The organism is Marinobacterium iners (assembly GCF_017310015.1).
GTDB classification, from domain to species: domain Bacteria; phylum Pseudomonadota; class Gammaproteobacteria; order Pseudomonadales; family Balneatricaceae; genus Marinobacterium; species Marinobacterium iners.
Genome location: NZ_CP022297.1, coordinates 136515 through 155176 on the forward strand (window position 1 = coordinate 136515; position 18662 = coordinate 155176).

The 18662-nt window shown below is 53.4% G+C and carries 15 protein-coding genes, 2 tRNA genes and 3 rRNA genes; 15 read left to right on the forward strand and 5 right to left on the reverse strand.

What is annotated here, in order from left to right:
- Positions 1–45 precede the first annotated feature (45 nt).
- The 13 genes from CFI10_RS00630 to rrf all read left to right on the forward strand — a co-directional run bounded on the left by CFI10_RS00630 (position 46) and on the right by rrf (position 12107).
- Positions 46–669, forward strand: coding sequence for a thiol:disulfide interchange protein DsbA/DsbL (locus tag CFI10_RS00630; protein ID WP_206837948.1), 624 nt, complete (start codon positions 46–48; stop codon positions 667–669).
- A gap of 122 nt (positions 670–791) precedes the next feature.
- Positions 792–2360, forward strand: coding sequence for a GGDEF domain-containing protein (locus tag CFI10_RS00635; RefSeq protein ID WP_206837951.1), 1569 nt, complete (start codon positions 792–794; stop codon positions 2358–2360).
- Positions 2361–2397: 37 nt separating this feature from the next.
- Positions 2398–4029: a ubiquinone biosynthesis regulatory protein kinase UbiB gene (gene ubiB / locus CFI10_RS00640; RefSeq protein WP_206837969.1), complete on the forward strand. Its 1632-nt coding sequence runs from the start codon at positions 2398–2400 to the stop codon at positions 4027–4029.
- 76 nt (positions 4030–4105) lie between these two features.
- Positions 4106–4516 carry a phosphoribosyl-AMP cyclohydrolase gene (gene hisI / locus CFI10_RS00645; protein WP_091827463.1) on the forward strand — a complete coding sequence of 137 codons (411 nt, stop codon included), beginning with the start codon at positions 4106–4108 and terminating at the stop codon, positions 4514–4516.
- Positions 4509–4841 (forward strand): phosphoribosyl-ATP diphosphatase, encoded by a 333-nt coding sequence (locus CFI10_RS00650; protein ID WP_206841800.1) that lies wholly within the window; start codon positions 4509–4511, stop codon positions 4839–4841. Before hisI ends, CFI10_RS00650 begins: the two co-directional genes overlap by 8 nt.
- Positions 4842–4937: 96 nt before the next feature.
- Positions 4938–5192, forward strand: a complete 255-nt coding sequence (gene tatA, locus CFI10_RS00655; RefSeq protein WP_206837972.1) for a twin-arginine translocase TatA/TatE family subunit — start codon at positions 4938–4940, stop codon at positions 5190–5192.
- An 11-nt stretch (positions 5193–5203) separates the two neighbouring features.
- A complete protein-coding gene (gene tatB, locus CFI10_RS00660; RefSeq protein ID WP_091827460.1) occupies positions 5204–5554 on the forward strand; it encodes a Sec-independent protein translocase protein TatB in 351 nt (116 codons plus the stop codon).
- On the forward strand, positions 5551–6327 hold the full coding sequence (tatC, locus tag CFI10_RS00665) for a twin-arginine translocase subunit TatC (protein WP_091827459.1): 777 nt from the start codon (positions 5551–5553) through the stop codon (positions 6325–6327). The genes tatB and tatC overlap by 4 nt, the downstream gene beginning before the upstream one ends.
- Before the next feature lie 549 nt (positions 6328–6876).
- Positions 6877–8419 (forward strand): 16S ribosomal RNA (locus CFI10_RS00670).
- Positions 8420–8517: 98 nt separating this feature from the next.
- A tRNA-Ile gene (locus CFI10_RS00675) sits at positions 8518–8594 on the forward strand.
- Positions 8595–8632: 38 nt separating this feature from the next.
- Positions 8633–8708 (forward strand) — tRNA-Ala (locus tag CFI10_RS00680).
- A 229-nt stretch (positions 8709–8937) separates the two neighbouring features.
- Positions 8938–11824: ribosomal RNA gene (locus tag CFI10_RS00685) — 23S ribosomal RNA — on the forward strand.
- Positions 11825–11991: 167 nt separating this feature from the next.
- A 5S ribosomal RNA gene (gene rrf, locus CFI10_RS00690) occupies positions 11992–12107 on the forward strand.
- The 16S, 23S and 5S rRNA genes sit together here with 2 tRNA genes alongside, the layout of an rRNA operon.
- A 158-nt stretch (positions 12108–12265) precedes the next feature.
- On the opposite strand, the gene pyrE is transcribed toward rrf, so the two are convergent.
- The gene (pyrE, locus tag CFI10_RS00695; protein ID WP_091826235.1) at positions 12266–12913 is read right to left on the reverse strand and encodes an orotate phosphoribosyltransferase; all 648 of its coding nucleotides are present in this window, start codon (positions 12911–12913) and stop codon (positions 12266–12268) included.
- A 169-nt stretch (positions 12914–13082) separates the two neighbouring features.
- Between pyrE and CFI10_RS00700 the strand changes: the two genes are divergently transcribed.
- Entirely contained in the window at positions 13083–13856 is a 774-nt protein-coding gene (locus tag CFI10_RS00700) for an exodeoxyribonuclease III (RefSeq protein ID WP_091826237.1), read from the forward strand.
- A gap of 39 nt (positions 13857–13895) precedes the next feature.
- Here CFI10_RS00700 and rph read toward each other — a convergent pair whose 3' ends face one another.
- Entirely contained in the window at positions 13896–14666 is a 771-nt protein-coding gene (gene rph, locus CFI10_RS00705) for a ribonuclease PH (RefSeq protein ID WP_277987736.1), read from the reverse strand.
- A 107-nt stretch (positions 14667–14773) separates the two neighbouring features.
- Between rph and CFI10_RS00710 the strand changes: the two genes are divergently transcribed.
- Positions 14774–15625 carry a YicC/YloC family endoribonuclease gene (locus tag CFI10_RS00710; RefSeq protein ID WP_242530068.1) on the forward strand — a complete coding sequence of 284 codons (852 nt, stop codon included), beginning with the start codon at positions 14774–14776 and terminating at the stop codon, positions 15623–15625.
- A 3-nt stretch (positions 15626–15628) separates the two neighbouring features.
- Here CFI10_RS00710 and CFI10_RS00715 read toward each other — a convergent pair whose 3' ends face one another.
- The 3 genes from CFI10_RS00715 to CFI10_RS00725 are packed head-to-tail and all read right to left on the reverse strand — an operon-like array spanning position 15629 to position 18585.
- Entirely contained in the window at positions 15629–15781 is a 153-nt protein-coding gene (locus CFI10_RS00715) for a DUF2256 domain-containing protein (protein WP_206837978.1), read from the reverse strand.
- The gene (locus tag CFI10_RS00720) at positions 15759–17270 is read right to left on the reverse strand and encodes a cryptochrome/deoxyribodipyrimidine photo-lyase family protein (protein WP_206837981.1); all 1512 of its coding nucleotides are present in this window, start codon (positions 17268–17270) and stop codon (positions 15759–15761) included. Before CFI10_RS00720 ends, CFI10_RS00715 begins: the two co-directional genes overlap by 23 nt.
- Entirely contained in the window at positions 17263–18585 is a 1323-nt protein-coding gene (locus CFI10_RS00725) for a DASH family cryptochrome (RefSeq protein WP_206837996.1), read from the reverse strand. The genes CFI10_RS00720 and CFI10_RS00725 overlap by 8 nt, the downstream gene beginning before the upstream one ends.
- Positions 18586–18662: the final 77 nt, after the last annotated feature.

Below are 18662 nucleotides of genomic sequence, written 5' to 3' on the forward strand. Positions count from 1 at the left end.
GTCGAGGTCACTATTCGACAAGATGCCAGCTCTGGGAGAATTGAAATGTTGAAAAAGCTGTTGCTGACAGCATCGCTGTCTTTGTTTGCCGCACTGTCCTGGGCGCAGGACTATCGCGAGGGTGAGCACTATTTCGCTCTGTCTCATCCGGTTAAAACGGTCGCGGATGACAAGGTAGAAGTGGTTGAGGCCTTCGGGTATGCCTGTCCTCACTGCAACACCTTTGAGCCTATGTTGGCTCACTGGCGCAAACAGCAGGCTGATGATGTTGCCTTCGTTGGTCTGCCTGTGGTGTTTGGTCGCAGCTGGGAGCCGCTGGCGCGGGCCTATTATGTTGCCGAACTGAGCGATAAAGTTGAAGAAACGCACCAGCCAATGTTTGATGCCATCCACCTTCAGCGCAAGCGTTTCAGCAGTGTGGAAGCGCTTGCTGAGTTTTATGCTACCTTGGGTATTGAGAAGGAAGAGTTCACGAAGCTTTATGACTCCTTTGCCGTTAACATGAAACTCAAGCAGGGAGACTCTAAGCTGCGTGGCTATGAAATTACCGGTGTGCCGGCCATGGTTGTGAATGGCAAGTACCGTGTAAGTGCTGCTTCAGCCGGGGGGCACAAGGAAATGCTTGAGGTCGTGGATTATCTGGTTGAGCGCGAACGCTCGGCACTCTGATTCAGGTCATGCCGCAACACCAAAAACCGCCTTTTGCAGGCGGTTTTTTCGTTTCCATTCAGAAACGCAAGGTAATATGCTGTAGCTCAGAAGCGTAGATTGTCTTGTGGTGAGGAAAGTGAGTGTCTGACCAGGAAAACTGGAAGCGCAAATATACGGAGTTGACGCTCGAAGTTGAGCGGCAGCAGCAGTCTGATGCCCGTATCAAAAGTGAGCTTACTGCACTGGTCGAGCACATGGCACTGGGCCTGCAGGGCAATGGATCCGAACTCGACAGTGAACTTGCTTCCCTTCTGACTTCACTGAAGTCACAGAATACCGAACGTGTGGCATCGTTGTCACGTCAGGTCCGTAAAAGCGTCAAGCAACTGGATCAGGATCGGCACGGAGTCTCCGACAGCCTTGCCAAGGTGCTGCGCCGCTGGAGCCAGCAGTTGCGTCGGGTCAATAAGGTTCCTTCTGTTGATAATCTTCTGGGCAACGTTGAAAACCGTATCCCTGATGCAGTCGAGCGTCTGTACAAGCTATCTGATTTGCTGATGGACCTGGTCGAGCTGCAAAATGGCATGCTGGTGAGTAACGCAACCTCTTGCTCCCCTGAAAATGATTTTGAACTGAACGCTGATGCGGGCCAGGATATTGATATGCTCCGTGCCAGTGTCGCATCGGAGATGCTGCAGCTGCTTGAAGCATTGCAGGTGCCGGCAGAGGGTGTTGAACGTGCTCGGAACCTGGTATGCCAGCTCGAGGAAGGGCTGGAACTGGAGCAGTTGCCTGAGATGCTGTCTACAGTGGTTGAGCTGGTACGTCTTGCAGGAGGAAACACTCAGGAAGATTTTGAAAATTACCTGCTGACGTTGAACTCCCAGCTCTCGTATGTACAACAGTTTCTGGAAGAAAGTCGAACTGATGAGGCGCAGGCGGTGCAGGCGCATCATCAGCTGGACTCGACGGTGCGTCGTGACGTACGCAACATTCATCTTACGGTGAAAGAGTCCGAGGACCTCAACCTGCTGAAGCAGAGTGTTGCCCGGCAGTTGGCCTCTATCGTGCGTACCATGGACAGCTACCGACAGCAGGAGCAGGCGCGCGAAGACCGTCTGAACCGGCGTTATGATGACTTGCTGCACAAGGTTGAGCAGATGGAAGTCGAAACCAGTAAGGTCAAGGCAAGGATGAAAGAGGAGCAACTGCGTGCGCGCACGGACCCCCTGACCGGTCTGCCGAACAGAACTGCCTATGAGCAGCATCTGGAATCGGAGATGGATCGCTGGCGACGCTATCAAACACGGTTTTCCCTTGCTGTCGGAGATATCGATTTTTTCAAGAAAATCAATGATGATTTGGGGCACCTTGCTGGTGACAGAGTGTTGCGCCTTGTAACCAAGGTGTTGATGCATAGTCTGCGCAGCACTGATTTTATTGCCCGTTTTGGCGGTGAAGAGTTTGTTATTCTGTTTCCCTCAACCAGTGCCGATGAGGCCTACCGTGCCACCGAGAAGTTGCGTCAGGCCATTGCCGACAGCCCCTTCAACTTCAAGGGTGAGCGGGTTGAGGTCAGTATCTCCTTTGGTGTCGCTGAGGTTGCCTCCGAAGATGACGCAGAAAATCTGTTTACACGTGCGGACCAGGCACTTTATCGAGCCAAGCAACAGGGCCGAAACCAGACACAGCTGGCCACGACAGGGTAGAATGGGGCTTTTCGTCAACCACGGGATATCCTGAGCTGTGCGGACCGTATTGCGCTCATTGAAGATCGTCTGGATCTTCTCTTACTATCGTCTCGACACGTTTTTCAATCAGCCACTGTTGCCCTGGTATGTGAGGGCTCTGTTCTGGCTACTCCCATCCCGCTACCTTATTCCTGCTCGCCACCCGCAGGCGGAACGTTTGCGCCTGGCGCTTGAGGCATTGGGGCCGGTGTTCATCAAGTTTGGTCAGATGCTGTCTACGCGTCGAGATCTGCTGCCGGATGACATCGCACAGGAACTCTCAAAACTGCAGGACCGGGTACCGCCTTTCTCCGGTCAGTTGGCGCAGAAGATAATCGAGCGTGAATTGAAGCGACCTGTTACGGAGATTTTCTCATCATTCAGTGTAGAGCCAATGGCGTCTGCCTCGGTGGCGCAGGTACATGCGGCGACACTGAATGATGGCAAGGCGGTTGTGGTCAAGGTGATACGCCCCGGTATCAGCAGCGTTATCCGTCAAGATGTGGCGCTGCTGTATCTGCTGGCGCGGCTGATGCAGGCGATCTGGTCTGAAGGGCGACGGCTGCGCCCTGTCGAGGTGGTGCATGAGTATGAACAGACCATTTTCGACGAGCTGGATTTACGCAAGGAAGCTGCCAACGGGTCGCAGCTGAGACGCAACTTTGATGACTCTGACATCCTGTATGTGCCCGAAATATTCTGGGATTACACCCGTCAGCAAGTTCTGGTGATGGAGCGTATACAGGGGGTCCCTGTTGCTGATGTGGCACAGCTGCGGGCGCAGGGGACTGACATGAAACTGCTGGCAGAGCGTGGCGTGGAGATCTTTTTCACGCAAGTATTCCGTGACAGCTTTTTCCATGCCGACATGCACCCGGGCAATATTTTCGTATCACGAGATAATCCGGCCAATCCACAATATATTGCCGTGGACTTTGGCATCATCGGCTCACTCAATGCCGAGGATCAAAACTATCTGGCACGTAATATTCTCGCTTTTTTTAAGCGCGATTATCGGCAGGTTGCGCAGTTGCACATCGACTCAGGCTGGGTACCGAGAGATACTAACGTGCATGCGTTCGAGACAGCGATCCGCAGCGTTTGTGAGCCGATTTTTGAGAAGCCGCTGAAGGATATCTCTTTTGGTATGGTGCTGCTGGGGCTGTTTCAGACCGCGCGTCGCTTCAATATGGAAGTTCAGCCGCAGCTGGTATTGTTGCAGAAGACCCTGCTTAATATTGAAGGGCTGGGGCGCCAGCTCTACCCTGACCTTGACCTTTGGCAGACCGCCAAACCGTTTCTGGAAAACTGGATGCAGCAGCGGATGGGCGTTAAGGCAGCCTATCAAAGCATCAAGCAACAGGCGCCGGAATGGTTGGAAAAAATGCCCCACTTACCCCAGCTGGTGTATGACAGCCTGCAACAACTCAAGCTTGGTTCCGAGAACAATGAGGGGCTGCAACTCAAGCTTCAGCAACAGCGGGTACGGGATGAACAACGTAAAAGACGTTATCTGCTGACGGGGATAACCCTACTGGCTGCCGCGACGGTGACTGCACTGCCAGCATTGCAACAAAGCCTACAGGATCTGCCTTGGTATGCGCTGCTAGCGGGGGGCTGCGGCTGGCTGTTGATCTGGCGAGCCTGAGGCTGCTGGTTCAGGTCGTCACGATCAGTTATGCTTCGACGCTTCCAATTCAATCGGAACAGTACAGAGAGGCATCATGTCTGCAGACTGGCTTGAGCAGATCAAGTGGGACGAAAAGGGCCTGATCCCGGCCATCGCCCAGGACTTCAGAACCGGGCGCATCCTGATGGTGGCCTGGATGAATGAAGAGGCGCTGCAGTTGACGGTGTCCGAACAGCGAGCCATCTATTGGTCGCGCTCGCGCAACAGGCTTTGGCGCAAGGGTGAAGAATCCGGACATGTGCAGAAACTGCATGAACTTAGACTGGACTGTGACGGGGACGTGATTCTGCTCAGTGTTGAACAGTTGGGCGACATCGCCTGTCATACCGGTCGTGAGAGCTGCTTCTATCGTGTACTGCGCAATGGCACAGAATGGGAAACCGTTGATGCCGTACGCAAGGATCCGAATCAAATCTATACCAGCAAAGGCTCGCATGATGAGTGATGTGCTTGATCAACTACAACAGGTACTTGAGGCTCGTAAGCAGGCGGATGCTGAAACTTCCTATGTGGCATCTCTGCATGTCAAGGGGCTCAACAAGATTCTGGAAAAGGTCGGTGAAGAGAGTGTCGAAACGATACTGGCTGCCAAGGATGCCGGTCTCAGCGGTGATAATACCGACCTGATCTATGAAACCGCAGACCTCTGGTTCCATACACTCGTGATGCTGTCACATCTGGGAGAGAGTCATACGGCTGTACTGCAGGAGTTGGCACGTCGTTTTGATCTTTCAGGTCTGGAAGAGAAGGCCTCGCGAGGCAAGCAATAAACATTAAAACCGTTTCAGCTGCGGGCTGTAACAGTGCTATAAGATATGACTGATATATTCACTACAGTGAATCTTTATAACCGCGGGAGGTGGTAGATGGGTAACATAGGCCTTTGGCAGCTGTTGATTGTTCTAGTGATCATCGTTCTGCTGTTTGGTACGAAAAAGCTGCGCAATATTGGTGGTGATCTGGGTGGTGCCCTGAAAAGCTTTAAGAAGGCCGTGAATGAGGATGATGCAGGTAAGAGCGACAGTGAAGCCGAGCAGAAAAAGATATCGGCCGAGCAGGATGCTCAGTTCAAAGAGTCTGAAAAGACTGATACCAAATCCGACAGCAAGTCAGACAAGTAAGCTGACGGCAGATGTTTGATATCGGTTTCTTTGAACTTCTGGTCATAGGTGTTGTTGCGCTGCTGGTGCTGGGTCCTCAGCGTCTGCCGATGGCCGCACGCACCTGCGGCCTGTGGCTGGGGCGTCTGCGGCGTACCGTTGGCTCCATCCAGAGTGAGATCAGGGAAGAGCTCAGAATGGAAGAGCTGAAGCGGACAACGGCGATCGAAAAAGAGCAACTTGAGCGAGAACTGCGGGAGATGAGCCAACCATTCTCAGACTCGCCTTTTGAAACCGGCACCGCCGATAAGGCCAAAGGTTCAGGCGAGGCCGGTATTAATACGGATGAAAGTAAAACCAGTGACAAGAAAGAGACACCATGAGCGTGGATCACTCTGATCAGGAACAACCTTTGATTGCCCATCTGGTGGAGCTTCGTCAACGACTGCTTTACAGCGTCTTGGCGATACTGGTGATTTTTCTCGGTCTGTTCTACTTTGCCAACGACCTCTACACGTGGATTTCCGCGCCATTGACAGCCTTGCTGCCGCAAGGCACAAGCATGATCGCAACGGATGTGACCTCTCCTTTCTTTGCGCCATTCAAGCTAACACTGGTGGCATCAGCTTTCATTGCCATGCCCTTTCTTTTGCATCAGGCCTGGAGCTTCATTGCGCCTGGCTTGTACAAGCATGAAAAGCGTCTAGCCATTCCATTGCTGATTTCGAGCATCCTGCTGTTTTATATGGGTATCGCGTTTGCGTACTATGTGGTGTTTCCGATCATCTTCGGTTTCTTTACCAGTGTAGGGCCTGAAAATATTGCGGTAATGACCGATATAAGCAGCTATCTCAATTTTGTCCTCAAACTGTTTTTTGCTTTCGGCATCGTCTTTGAAATACCCGTGGCTACCCTGCTGCTGTTATGGTCTGGTGCTGTGACGGTCAAAAGCCTAAAAGAGAAGCGTGCCTATGTCGTCGTCGGCTGTTTTGTTCTTGGCATGCTGCTGACTCCGCCCGATATAATTTCCCAGAGCCTGCTGGCTGTTCCGATGTGGTTGCTGTTTGAACTTGGCATACTGCTTGGAACCATACTGGTTCGGAAGCCGGATGAAGCTGAGGATGAAAGTGACTCCGCGGCTGATCCTAATAAGTAGTGTTACTACATCCAAAACAACAACAACAGGCGCTCTGGCGCCTGTTGTTGTTGTTTTGGGGTCGGGCAATGCCGGTTTTCATCTTTCTGAAACTTTTTTACACGCAGGTGTTGACTCCCTCAGTGGTGTCTGTAGAATTCGCCTCCTCGCTTGAGACGCCCCACCGGAAACGGTTCAGGGCAGATCGATTGAGCAAGTGGTAAGATGTTGAATTAAGTGGTTTTTTGGTTCATCATTGCGCTTCTTGAGTGACTGCCGAATCGTTGTTTGAGTGCTCAGCACTGAAACAGAAAACGAAAAAAACGGTTGACACTGAAACGGGTTGCGGTAGAATGCGCGCCTCGCTTGAGACAACAGGTTGCACCGAACGGTGCGGTTGGCCAAGCCCGCTCTTTAACAAATTGATCAGGTAATATGTGTGGGCGCTTGTCAGGATTGAGCACACAAAGCTTAATCAAGGCAAGCAACCTAACTGAATATTCATTTAGCGTTGTGTAATACCTTGAGCCGAATGAAAAGCTGCTTGCAGCTTTGAGTTCACAAGATTTTAAACTGAAGAGTTTGATCATGGCTCAGATTGAACGCTGGCGGCAGGCCTAACACATGCAAGTCGAGCGGTAGCACAGAGAAGCTTGCTTCTTGGGTGACGAGCGGCGGACGGGTGAGTAACGCGTGGGAATCTACCTGGTAGTGGGGGACAACAGTCGGAAACGACTGCTAATACCGCATACGCCCTTCGGGGGAAAGTGGGGGATCTTCGGACCTCACGCTATCAGATGAGCCCGCGTCGGATTAGCTTGTTGGTGAGGTAAAGGCTCACCAAGGCGATGATCCGTAGCTGGTCTGAGAGGATGACCAGCCACACTGGGACTGAGACACGGCCCAGACTCCTACGGGAGGCAGCAGTGGGGAATATTGGACAATGGGGGCAACCCTGATCCAGCCATGCCGCGTGTGTGAAGAAGGCCTTCGGGTTGTAAAGCACTTTCAGCTGTGAGGAAAGGCGAGTGGTTAATACCCGCTTGCTGTGACGTTAACAGCAGAAGAAGGACCGGCTAACTCCGTGCCAGCAGCCGCGGTAATACGGAGGGTCCGAGCGTTAATCGGAATTACTGGGCGTAAAGCGCGCGTAGGTGGTTCAGTCAGTCAGATGTGAAAGCCCCGGGCTCAACCTGGGAACTGCACCTGATACTGCTGAGCTAGAGTACGGTAGAGGGTAGTGGAATTTCCGGTGTAGCGGTGAAATGCGTAGAGATCGGAAGGAACACCAGTGGCGAAGGCGACTACCTGGACCGATACTGACACTGAGGTGCGAAAGCGTGGGTAGCAAACAGGATTAGATACCCTGGTAGTCCACGCCGTAAACGATGTCAACTAGCCGTTGGGGGACTTGATCCTTTAGTGGCGAAGCTAACGCGATAAGTTGACCGCCTGGGGAGTACGGCCGCAAGGTTAAAACTCAAATGAATTGACGGGGGCCCGCACAAGCGGTGGAGCATGTGGTTTAATTCGAAGCAACGCGAAGAACCTTACCTACTCTTGACATCCAGAGAACTTTCCAGAGATGGATTGGTGCCTTCGGGAACTCTGAGACAGGTGCTGCATGGCTGTCGTCAGCTCGTGTTGTGAAATGTTGGGTTAAGTCCCGTAACGAGCGCAACCCTTATCCTTATTTGCCAGCGAGTAATGTCGGGAACTCTAAGGAGACTGCCGGTGACAAACCGGAGGAAGGTGGGGATGACGTCAAGTCATCATGGCCCTTACGAGTAGGGCTACACACGTGCTACAATGGCCGGTACAGAGGGCTGCAAACTCGCGAGAGTAAGCTAATCTCACAAAACCGGTCGTAGTCCGGATCGCAGTCTGCAACTCGACTGCGTGAAGTCGGAATCGCTAGTAATCGTGAATCAGAATGTCACGGTGAATACGTTCCCGGGCCTTGTACACACCGCCCGTCACACCATGGGAGTGGGTTGCACCAGAAGTAGCTAGTCTAACCTTCGGGAGGACGGTTACCACGGTGTGATTCATGACTGGGGTGAAGTCGTAACAAGGTAGCCCTAGGGGAACCTGGGGCTGGATCACCTCCTTAAACGATTGTGAAATTCTGGCAAGCGTTCACACATATTACCTGATCATAACGTTAGAGAGAGCGTAGAGTTGTCGATCTGAATCGATAGCTCGCACAGTAGGCTTGTAGCTCAGTTGGTTAGAGCGCACCCCTGATAAGGGTGAGGTCGGTGGTTCAAATCCACTCAGGCCTACCAATTTTCCATTCGGTTATGGCTGTTTGGAATATCTCGTTGGGGCTATAGCTCAGCTGGGAGAGCGCCTGCTTTGCACGCAGGAGGTCTGCGGTTCGATCCCGCATAGCTCCACCATTCCTTGCCTGGAATGGTGATTGAATGAGTTTTAAAACATACGCTCAGGTATCCGTCACTGGACAGTCTGTCCCTTGCATCAATGCCGAGTCTATCTTTTAAAGCATCATGCTTTAAACGCTCTTTAACAAATTGGATCTGAAAGATTGTCTTGTATTGTTTGATACAAGCGCCAATCGGCGATAATCGTTACGAACCATTCATTTGAACAGACGCCTTCGGGTTATATGGTCAAGTGAATAAGCGTGCACGGTGGATGCCTTGGCAGTCAGAGGCGATGAAGGACGTAGTAACCTGCGATAAGCCTCGGGGAGTCGGTAAACAGACTTTGATCCGAGGATTTCCGAATGGGGAAACCCACCCGCTTGCGGGTATCTCTTAGCTGAATACATAGGCTTTGAGAGGCGAACCCGGGGAACTGAAACATCTAAGTACCCGGAGGAAAAGAAATCAACCGAGATTCCCTTAGTAGCGGCGAGCGAACGGGGACCAGCCCTTAAGCTGTGTTGTGGTTAGCAGAACGCTCTGGAAAGTGCGGCCATAGTGGGTGATAGCCCCGTATGCGAAAACCTATATGCAGTGAAATCGAGTAGGACGGGACACGTGTTATCCTGTCTGAATATGGGGGGACCATCCTCCAAGGCTAAATACTCCTGACTGACCGATAGTGAACCAGTACCGTGAGGGAAAGGCGAAAAGAACCCCTGTGAGGGGAGTGAAATAGACCCTGAAACCGTGTACGTACAAGCAGTGGGAGCCGTTTTCGGACGGTGACTGCGTACCTTTTGTATAATGGGTCAGCGACTTACTTTCAGTGGCAAGCTTAACCGTTTAGGGGAGGCGTAGGGAAACCGAGTCTTAATAGGGCGATCAGTCGCTGGGAGTAGACCCGAAACCGGGCGATCTATCCATGGGCAGGTTGAAGGTTGAGTAACATCAACTGGAGGACCGAACCGACTACCGTTGAAAAGTTAGCGGATGACCTGTGGATCGGAGTGAAAGGCTAATCAAGCCCGGAGATAGCTGGTTCTCCTCGAAAGCTATTTAGGTAGCGCCTCATGTCTCACCTTGGGGGGTAGAGCACTGTTTCGGCTAGGGGGTCATCCCGACTTACCAACCCGATGCAAACTCCGAATACCCAAGAGTGCAATCATGGGAGACACACGGCGGGTGCTAACGTCCGTCGTGGAAAGGGAAACAACCCAGACCGCCAGCTAAGGTCCCAAAGTTCTGGTTAAGTGGGAAACGATGTGGGAAGGCTCAGACAGCTAGGAGGTTGGCTTAGAAGCAGCCACCCTTTAAAGAAAGCGTAATAGCTCACTAGTCGAGTCGGCCTGCGCGGAAGATATAACGGGGCTCAAACCAGACACCGAAGCTGCGGATGCCTTAGGGCATGGTAGAGGAGCGTTCTGTAAGCCGTTGAAGCCAAAGGTGTAAACCATGGTGGAGGTATCAGAAGTGCGAATGCTGACATAAGTAACGATAAAGGGGGTGAAAAACCCCCTCGCCGGAAGACCAAGGTTTCCTATCCAATGCTAATCAGGGTAGGGTGAGTCGGCCCCTAAGGCGAGGCAGAAATGCGTAGTCGATGGGAAACAGGTTAATATTCCTGTACCGGCTGTAACTGCGATGAAGGGACGGAGAAGGCTAGGCCAGCGCGGCGATGGTTGTCCGCGTTTAAGGGTGTAGGCTGGGAGAGTAGGCAAATCCGCTCTCCCTTAAGGCTGAGACCTAATGACGAGTCTCCATGTGAGACGAAGTGGTTGATGCCATGCTTCCAGGAAAAGCTTCTAAGCTTCAGGTTACAGACGACCGTACCCCAAACCGACACAGGTGGTCAGGTTGAGAATACCAAGGCGCTTGAGAGAACTCGGGTGAAGGAACTAGGCAAAATGGTGCCGTAACTTCGGGAGAAGGCACGCCGATGTCGGTGATGGAATTTACTTCCTAAGCTGATGTCGGTCGAAGATACCAGGTGGCTGCGACTGTTTATTAAAAACACAGCACTCTGCAAACACGAAAGTGGACGTATAGGGTGTGACGCCTGCCCGGTGCCGGAAGGTTAATTGATGGGGTTAGCTCACGCGAAGCTCTTGATCGAAGCCCCGGTAAACGGCGGCCGTAACTATAACGGTCCTAAGGTAGCGAAATTCCTTGTCGGGTAAGTTCCGACCTGCACGAATGGCGTAACGATGGCCACACTGTCTCCACCCGAGACTCAGTGAAATTGAACTCGCTGTGAAGATGCAGCGTCCCCGCGGCTAGACGGAAAGACCCCGTGAACCTTTACTATAGCTTCACAGTGGACTTTGACATTACTTGTGTAGGATAGCTGGGAGGCTTTGAAACCGGGACGCCAGTTCCGGTGGAGCCGACCTTGAAATACCAGCCTGGTACTGTTGAGGTTCTAACTCAGATCCGTTACCCGGATCGAGGACATTGTGTGGTGGGTAGTTTGACTGGGGCGGTCTCCTCCCAAAGCGTAACGGAGGAGCACGAAGGTACCCTCAGGCTGGTCGGAAATCAGCCAATGAGCGCAAGAGTAGAAGGGTGCTTGACTGCGAGACAGACACGTCGAGCAGGTGCGAAAGCAGGTTCTAGTGATCCGGTGGTTCTGTATGGAAGGGCCATCGCTCAACGGATAAAAGGTACTCCGGGGATAACAGGCTGATACCGCCCAAGAGTTCACATCGACGGCGGTGTTTGGCACCTCGATGTCGGCTCATCACATCCTGGGGCTGAAGCCGGTCCCAAGGGTATGGCTGTTCGCCATTTAAAGTGGTACGCGAGCTGGGTTTAGAACGTCGTGAGACAGTTCGGTCCCTATCTGCCGTGGGCGTTTGAGATTTGAGAAGAGTTGCTCCTAGTACGAGAGGACCGGAGTGAACGAACCTCTGGTGTTCCGGTTGTCACGCCAGTGGCATTGCCGGGTAGCTACGTTCGGACGGGATAACCGCTGAAAGCATCTAAGCGGGAAGCCCCCTTCAAGATGAGATCTCACCGGGGCCTTGAGCCCCCTGAAGAGCCGTCCGAGACCAGGACGTTGATAGGCAGGGTGTGTAAGCGTTGTAAGGCGTTGAGCTAACCTGTACTAATGGCTCGTGAGGCTTGACCATATAACGCCCAAGGCGTTTGAAATGAATGGTTCGACTGGAAACAGTCAAAGACACGATTATCGGCTCGCAAGAGCACCGATTGAACGCTTGTAGCAACAACACAGACAATCAGAGCAACGTGACATATCAGCACGAGGCTCAATCAGATCCGGTTTGTACCAGTTTCGCCTGGCGACCATAGAGACGTGGAACCACCTGATCCCATACCGAACTCAGCAGTGAAACGCGTCATCGCCGATGGTAGTGTGGGGCTTCCCCATGTGAGAGTAGGTCATCGCCAGGCACTTAATACCAGAAACCCCGGTCTCGTTGAGGCCGGGGTTTTTGCATTGGGGCTAAACACGCGCAGACGGCAGGCAAAAGAAAGGGCCCGGCGCATTCCCTGCGGCGGGCCCTGTCACTGACTTCCCTGTCACTGAGCTTGCGAGAGCTCAGTTGTACTCAGTCTTTGATACCATATTCGGCACGATAGGCTTCAATAGCCGACAACTCCTGTTGCATGTTGCCTTGTTCATGCAGGTACTGCACCAGATCATCAAGACTGATGATACTGATGACCGGCATGGCGTAGTCACGTTCCACTTCCTGAATCGCAGATAAATCGCCTGTGCCTCGCTCCTGTCGGTCCAGAGCAATCAGTGTTGCGGCAGGTGCTGCACCGGCCTGTTCAATGATTGCCATTACCTCGCGAATGGCTGTGCCAGCCGTTATTACATCGTCGATGATTAAAACACGGCCTGTAAGCGGCGCACCTACCAGGTTACCACCTTCACCATGATCCTTGGCCTCCTTGCGGTTGAATACGTAAGGGATATCGAGATCATATTCATTGGCCAGGGCCACGCAAGTGGCGGCTGCCAGAGGAATACCCTTGTAGGCAGGGCCAAGCATCACGTCGTATTCAATGCCGGCATTCTGCAGTGCTGCAGCATAGAAGCGGCCAAGCTGAGCCAAGGCAGATCCTGTATTGAACAAGCCTGCATTGAAGAAATAGGGGCTCTTACGACCTGACTTCAAGGTAAACTCGCCAAAGCGAAGAACCTCTTTTTTCAAGGCAAAGTCGATAAAATCACGTTTGTAGTCGAGCATCTTTTTCTCCACATGCAGGTGAGTGTGGCGCTAATAATACCTGCTGGGGCTGTTCTCATCCACGAGAAGGCCTGTAGAAAAATTTCAATTTCCGGTGCGCAGCCGGTACAATTCCGCTTTGACCTTCCATCCCAGATTCGTTCGAATACGCTCACGGGGCAAAGACAGTATGCGTGTTATTACCTTCAATACTCAGGGTATTGAACAGGCAGCAGATAATGGCTTTTTTGACTGGATGGCCCAGCAGGATGCTGATGTGGTGTGTCTGCAGAATCTCAAGGCAAAAGAGTACCAGCTTGATGGTGATCGCTACCATCCGGATGGATATCATGCGTATTTTTTTGACGCTTTCGAAGATGGCTTCAGTGGTGTAGCCATCTATACACGGCATCTGCCGAAGGCGATCATGACTGGTCTTGGCTTTGAGCAGTGCGATTTCAACGGTCGCTTTATTCAGGCAGACTTTGATAAGGTCAGCGTCAGCTCGATGACCATCCCTTCCGGTCTGCGCAGTGAAGAAGCTCAGGCAGGAAAAATGGAGTATTTGGAGCTGCTCATGGGGCACCTGAAGAAAACGCTACGAAAACGCAGAGAGTTTATCTTCGCTGGAACCTTCAATATTGCCCACAGACCAGTCGACCTGAGCAATTGGTATGTTAATCAGCGAGTTTCGGGCTTTCTCGCAGAAGAGCGGACCTGGATTGAAGAGGTCCTGGATGAGATGGGCTATGTCGATGCTTTCAGGGAGGTTAATAAAGCTGAGCGACAGTTTACATGGTGGCCCGACTATAACCGTGCCTGGTCGCTGAACGAAGGTGCGCGTTTGGATTATCAGATTACAACGGCAAACCTGCGCAAGGTTGTAAAAAATGCGCGGATTTACCGTGACCAACGGTTCTCGGAGCACGCGCCCCTGACAATCGATTACGACATCGATATCTGACAGCATCAGCCGCCGGCCGTAAAACCGGCGGCTTGCTGTTCAGCCTGCCAGTGCCTGCTTTTGCAGTTCAACCAGCTCGGAAATGCCCTTGCGAGCCAGATCCAGCATTGCGTTCAGCTCCTCCTGAGAGTAGGGGGCACCCTCTGCGGTTCCCTGCACTTCAATGAAACCGCCCGCTTCAGTCATGATGACGTTCATGTCCGTTTCCGCTGCTGAGTCTTCGGCATAGTCCAGATCCAGCACTGCTTCACCTCTGTAAATACCCACGGATACGGCAGCGATCATCTGCTTGACGGGGTTACCCTTCATGGCGCCGTTTTTGTCCTTCTTCAGTACGTTAATGGCATCCATCAGGGCCACGCAGGCTCCGGTAATTGAAGCCGTGCGTGTGCCGCCATCCGCCTGAATGACATCACAGTCTATAGTGATAGTGTTCTCGCCTAGCTTTTTAAGATCAAGCGCTGCCCTGAGGGAACGACCGATCAGGCGCTGAATTTCAATGGTACGACCTGTCTGCTTGCCGCGGGCGGCTTCGCGGTCGGAGCGAGTGTTGGTTGAGCGGGGTAGCATGCCATATTCGGCGGTAACCCAACCTGAGCCACTGCCGCGAAGGAAACGTGGAACACCGCGGTCCACAGTAGCGGTACAGATCACCTTGGTATCACCAAACTCCACCAGAACAGAACCTTCTGCGTGGCGAGTGAAATTGCGGGTGATGCGTATATCACGCATCTGGTCCGCTTGTCGGCCGCTTGGACGCATTTTGTTCAGCCCGAGGTTCTGTATCTGTTCGGAGAAGCTGGAACTCATGTTACCTACCCTTGGTCGCTGTCATGGCCCGCGCAGGACTGGCCGATGACTGTTAAAATGGATCAGGTAGCAATTCTAATAGAGATCGCCTGATTATGACACGAAGCATGACCGCCTTTACCCGCCAGGAGCAGCAACAATCTTGGGGGACCCTCATTTGGGAACTGCGATCGGTGAATCATCGCTATCTGGAGCCGCATTTCCGTTTACCGGAATCCTTGCGCGATATTGAGGGCAAACTTCGTGAACAGCTGCGTCAGCTGTTGAGTAGAGGCAAGGTAGAGTGCACGTTGCGCTTTATTCCGGAGCGTAGTACTGAGTCGGTGCACATTGATCAGGTGCGTGCTCAAGAGATCATATCAGCGTTAACCCAAGTCAGCGAATTGATCCCAGAGTCGCAGCCGATCAACCCCATGGAGGTAATGGCTTGGCCTGGTGTGCTGCAGGAATCAACGATCGATATGTCAGAGGTCAGGGCCCAGGCAGTGCTCTTGTTTTCACAGGCGTTGAAGGATCTGGTTGTCGGACGTGAGCGTGAAGGCACTGAACTGGCCGAGCTGATTCAGCAGCGGCTTACTGCCATTGAGCAGATTACGTCGGACGTACGTACCCTGATGCCGAAGATCCTGCAGGGACAGCGTGACACTTTGCGTTCCCGGCTAACGGAGCTTAGTGCAGAGTTGGATGCTGCGCGCCTTGAGCAAGAAATTGTATTAATTGCGCAGAAGGCGGATGTGGATGAAGAGACTGACCGCTTGCAGACACATGTGCAGGAGGTCCGCCGTGTGCTAAAACAAAAAGGTCCAGTTGGACGGCGGCTGGATTTCCTGATGCAGGAGCTGAATCGGGAGGCAAATACACTGTCTTCCAAGTCGATAGTCGCGGCCACTACGCGCAGTGCGGTAGAGCTGAAGGTTCTGATCGAGCAGATGCGAGAACAGATCCAGAATATCGAATAAGCCTCAGTTGCTTTTGTCGACAGGGTGTTTGCGGTTGCGTCTGCAGCGTTCGGAGCAGTAGACCACTTCATCCCAGCAGCGCGCCCACTTGCGTCTCCAACTGAACGGGCGGTTGCAGCCACGACAGATCTTCTCAGGCAGATGCCTTTTGTGCATGTTTGCGTCCTGTCGGTTTGCCGGGGTTGCGAACATGCCGACGCAGCAGGCGGCGGACTTCGGTCTGTACTTCGGGCCGGTTACGCCACTGCCACAAGCGCTCACGGGCAGCGGCAGCCGTGGTCTTCAGTTCAACCAGCGGGGCAGGATAATCAGTACCGATGTGCAACTGAAACATCTGCTCCTCCATAGGTGTCATTTCCCAGGGAGTGTGCAGTAGATCGTCAGGTAGTCCATTCAGTTCGGGAACCCATTGACGGATGAACACGCCGTTCGGGTCTTGCTCTTGCGACTGCAGAACCGGGTTATAGATGCGAATGGTATTGATCCCGGTAACGCCCGCCTGCATCTGGAACTGGGGGTAATGAATGCCGGGCTCGTAATCGAGAAACAGTCTGGCCAGTGGCTTCACGCCCCGTTTCCAGTCAATGTTGAGCTGGTGGCAGAGAAAGCTCACCAGCATGGCACGCATGCGGAAGTTGATGTAACCGGTTGCATGCAGACAACGCATGCACGCATCAACCAGGGGGTAGCCAGTCTGCCCATTGAACCAGGCGTTGAAATCAGCCTCGACCTGCTCATCATGTCGATAGGGAAAATCCAGATAGGCCTTGTTGACCGGACGAAACTCCATGGCGCATTCGGTTTCAAATTTCTGAATGAAATGGCAATGCCAGTGCAGACGGGAAGCCAGTGCACTCAGGCTGCGACGCCACCCGGGCGTGTGCCAGTGTGCCAGCAGCCTCTGATAGACCTGACGCAGACTCAGGTTACCGAAGGCAAGATAGGGTGAAAGGCGCGAGCACCCTGTGCGGCTGAGTGAAGGGCTTGAAATGGCTGCGACATACCCCTTGCCACGAAACTCGAAGAAGTCGTTCAACCAAGCCTGTGCTGCGGACTCTCCACCGGATTGAAAAGCGGGTTCAGCCAGCAACCAGCTGTCGGGTGGCTGCCAGTGCCAGGAGGGAGGTACAGACACAGTCTGCAGCCGAGCCAGGGTCGGATCAAACACGGGGGCACGCATCACAGCTTTCCAGTGTGTGTCCCAGTTGTCGCGATTGAAGCAGCCACGCACGACCGCGTTGCTGGGAAACTCCCGCCAGTGAATGCCCTGCTCCGTGCACCAGTGCTTAAGGGTTCTGTCGCGAGAAAAGGTACTGGCATCCCCGCTTTCCTCGTGACTGAACACGTTTTGGACAGCATACCGTTGCTGCAGGCGCGCCATCACCTCGATGCACTCCCCATGCATCAGCGTGACTTCGGCCTTGCTGCATGCGGCTGCCAGCTGTCGATTCATGTCCCGGATTGATTCGTGCATGAAGCGCCAGTGACGCAGGCTCAGATGAGGGTTCTGCAGTTGAGACGGCTCAACCATAAACAGCAGCAGGGTTGGCAGACCGGCCTCAATGGCACTGAGCAGCGGAGCGTGGTCCTGCAGGCGCAGATCGCGCTTGAACCATACTACATTGATGGCCCTGCGCTCAGTCATGACGAACCCAAACAGGCCAGTCGGCGGCGTCGCGGCTGTCGAGAGCACTGCTGGCGGTTTCCGGCGCCCAGCGGCTGACATACTCCCCATCGGGGTCGAACTGTTCAGCCTGACGCGCAAGGTTGAAGTGGCGTCCGCCGCGGGGATCGGCGCCAACACCGGCAATATACTGCCAGTTGCCCCAGTTGCTGGCCACATCGTGGTCAATCAGTTGCTGCTGGAACCAGGCCGCACCGTAGCGCCAGTCGATGTTGATCTCGTTTACCAGACAACTGGCGGCAATCTGACGCCCACGGTTGGAGATAAAGCCGGTGACGTTGAGCTCACGCATACAGGCATTGACCAGTGGCCAGGGGGTCGTGCCCTGGCACCACCGCCTGAAACGTTCGGGATAAAAGCTGGTCAGGGGTGTCCGTGTGGCTATGCCACTGCGTGCGAACAGACGCGCCCGGTGCTTGAGTGCATACCACTGGAAATACTCGCGCCAAAGCAGTTCAAAGCTGATCCAGTAGGTTGACTCGTTGCTGCCTTGTGCCTGCTCGTAGGCTTTCAGTCGACTCAGAATGCGACGTGGCGACAGGCAGCCATTGGCTAGCCAGGGACTGAAACGGGTGCTGTTGCTCCAGCCCTGAAGCGCATTACGGGTCTGTTTGTAAATCGAGGCATGAGACTGGCTGAAATAGTGCTCCAGGTGTGCCATGGCCTCGGTACATCCGCCACGAAAGGCAGTGTCCCGCAGCTCCATAGATGGCATCAGAAGCATACCCCCGGGCAATCCATGCGGAGGGGGTGGCAATGCCGCAGGGGCGGAAACCGCGCTGGTGGGATCGGGTCCGGCTTCAAGTTGATGGCGAAAGGGTGTGAACTGGTCTGGCAGCTGTGTCAGTGTAAAGGGCAGCTGCTCCGGGCTGAACAGGGTATGACAGCAAACTAACAGAATCTCAATCTCGGTCAGGGCGGCCCGGACGCGGTTGATCTGTCGCTGTTCGTACAGGCCAACCTGTTCGCTCACCACCAGTCGTTCGGGCTTCAGTTCGCGCACCAGCCAAAGCAGTTTTTCAACCGGGTCACCCTCCAACAACAGCAGTCGCTGACCCTTGAGTGCCAATGCATGATCCAGCTGCAGCAGGCTTTGCTGGAGAAACGCTCTGCGATGCCTGCCCATGGGCAGGCTCTGATAGCGATCAGGTTGCCGCCATTGGTTGTCCAGACAATAAACACATACAAGCTCCGTACTGTCCTCAACGGCCTTGAGCAATGCCGGGTTGTCGTCCAGTCGCAGATCCTGGGTTATCCAGTAAAGTGTAAGGCTCACTGTGTGTTCTCCATCCAAAGCCTTGTTCTGTACGAAATGGCACCCAAGTCAGATCCGATACAATGAGGAACGAAACG

Excerpts from the sequence above, each read along its gene's own strand:
- CFI10_RS00630 (WP_206837948.1), top strand. The coding sequence starts at position 46 with ATGTTGAAAAAGCTGTTGCTGACAGCATCGCTGTCTTTGTTTGCCGCA.
- hisI (WP_091827463.1), top strand. The coding sequence starts at position 4,106 with ATGTCTGCAGACTGGCTTGAGCAGATCAAGTGGGACGAAAAGGGCCTG.
- CFI10_RS00650 (WP_206841800.1), top strand. The coding sequence starts at position 4,509 with ATGAGTGATGTGCTTGATCAACTACAACAGGTACTTGAGGCTCGTAAG.
- tatA (WP_206837972.1), top strand. The coding sequence starts at position 4,938 with ATGGGTAACATAGGCCTTTGGCAGCTGTTGATTGTTCTAGTGATCATC.
- tatB (WP_091827460.1), top strand. The coding sequence starts at position 5,204 with ATGTTTGATATCGGTTTCTTTGAACTTCTGGTCATAGGTGTTGTTGCG.
- tatC (WP_091827459.1), top strand. The coding sequence starts at position 5,551 with ATGAGCGTGGATCACTCTGATCAGGAACAACCTTTGATTGCCCATCTG.
- pyrE (WP_091826235.1), bottom strand. The coding sequence starts at position 12,913 with ATGCTCGACTACAAACGTGATTTTATCGACTTTGCCTTGAAAAAAGAG.
- CFI10_RS00700 (WP_091826237.1), top strand. The coding sequence starts at position 13,083 with ATGCGTGTTATTACCTTCAATACTCAGGGTATTGAACAGGCAGCAGAT.
- rph (WP_277987736.1), bottom strand. The coding sequence starts at position 14,666 with ATGAGTTCCAGCTTCTCCGAACAGATACAGAACCTCGGGCTGAACAAA.
- CFI10_RS00710 (WP_242530068.1), top strand. The coding sequence starts at position 14,774 with ATGACCGCCTTTACCCGCCAGGAGCAGCAACAATCTTGGGGGACCCTC.
- CFI10_RS00715 (WP_206837978.1), bottom strand. The coding sequence starts at position 15,781 with ATGCACAAAAGGCATCTGCCTGAGAAGATCTGTCGTGGCTGCAACCGC.
- CFI10_RS00720 (WP_206837981.1), bottom strand. The coding sequence starts at position 17,270 with ATGACTGAGCGCAGGGCCATCAATGTAGTATGGTTCAAGCGCGATCTG.